The 1,644-nt window shown below is 48.4% G+C and carries 1 rRNA gene; it reads left to right on the top strand.

What is annotated here, in order from left to right:
* Positions 1-23 precede the first annotated feature (23 nt).
* Positions 24-1,540 (top strand): 16S ribosomal RNA (locus L3X39_RS14700).
* Positions 1,541-1,644: the final 104 nt, after the last annotated feature.

Below are 1,644 nucleotides of genomic sequence, written 5' to 3'. Positions count from 1 at the left end.
ATATGTATAGCACAAATAATTTAACGATGAAGAGTTTGATCCTGGCTCAGGATGAACGCTAGCGGCAGGCCTAACACATGCAAGTCGAGGGGTAACGGGGTGCTTGCACCGCCGACGACCGGCGCACGGGTGCGTAACGCGTATACAATCTGCCTTTTGCTGTGGGATAGCCCAGAGAAATTTGGATTAATACCGCATAGTATATAGAGCTCGCATGAGCATTATATTAAAGGTTACGGCAAAAGATGAGTATGCGTCCTATTAGCTAGTTGGTGTGGTAACGGCACACCAAGGCAACGATAGGTAGGGGCCCTGAGAGGGGGATCCCCCACACTGGTACTGAGACACGGACCAGACTCCTACGGGAGGCAGCAGTGAGGAATATTGGACAATGGAGGCAACTCTGATCCAGCCATGCCGCGTGCAGGAAGACTGCCCTATGGGTTGTAAACTGCTTTTATACAGGAAGAAACACTCCCTCGAGCAGGGAGCTTGACGGTACTGTAAGAATAAGGATCGGCTAACTCCGTGCCAGCAGCCGCGGTAATACGGAGGATCCAAGCGTTATCCGGAATCATTGGGTTTAAAGGGTCCGTAGGTGGATAATTAAGTCAGAGGTGAAAGTCTGCAGCTCAACTGTAGAATTGCCTTTGATACTGGTTATCTTGAATTATTATGAAGTAGTTAGAATATGTAGTGTAGCGGTGAAATGCATAGATATTACATAGAATACCAATTGCGAAGGCAGATTACTAATAATCAATTGACACTGATGGACGAAAGCGTAGGTAGCGAACGGGATTAGATACCCCGGTAGTCTACGCCGTAAACGATGGATACTAGCTGTTGGACTTCGGTTCAGTGGCTAAGCGAAAGTGATAAGTATCCCACCTGGGGAGTACGTTCGCAAGAATGAAACTCAAAGGAATTGACGGGGGCCCGCACAAGCGGTGGAGCATGTGGTTTAATTCGATGATACGCGAGGAACCTTACCAGGGCTTAAATGTAGATTGACAGGTTTAGAGATAGACTTTTCTTCGGACAATTTACAAGGTGCTGCATGGTTGTCGTCAGCTCGTGCCGTGAGGTGTCAGGTTAAGTCCTATAACGAGCGCAACCCCTGTTGTTAGTTGCCAGCATGTAAAGATGGGAACTCTAGCAAGACTGCCAGTGCAAACTGCGAGGAAGGTGGGGATGACGTCAAATCATCACGGCCCTTACGTCCTGGGCTACACACGTGCTACAATGGTAGGGACAGAGAGCAGCCACTGGGTGACCAGGAGCGAATCTATAAACCCTATCACAGTTCGGATCGGAGTCTGCAACTCGACTCCGTGAAGCTGGAATCGCTAGTAATCGGATATCAGCCATGATCCGGTGAATACGTTCCCGGGCCTTGTACACACCGCCCGTCAAGCCATGGAAGCTGGGAGTGCCTGAAGTCCGTCACCGCAAGGAGCGGCCTAGGGTAAAATCGGTAACTAGGGCTAAGTCGTAACAAGGTAGCCGTACCGGAAGGTGCGGCTGGAACACCTCCTTTCTAGAGAAAGACGACTAATTAAGTATCAAAACTATTATGAAAAATAGTTTATTCTCATTGCTGTTAATTTAAAAAATAAGTCACCAGAATACGGTGGTCGGTAA

Origin of the sequence: Flaviramulus multivorans, assembly GCF_021728415.1 — a bacterium.
In the GTDB taxonomy this organism is placed as follows: domain Bacteria; phylum Bacteroidota; class Bacteroidia; order Flavobacteriales; family Flavobacteriaceae; genus Sabulilitoribacter; species Sabulilitoribacter multivorans.
Note: the sequence above shows the minus strand (reverse complement) of the source record. Positions and strands in the feature narration are given on the sequence as shown.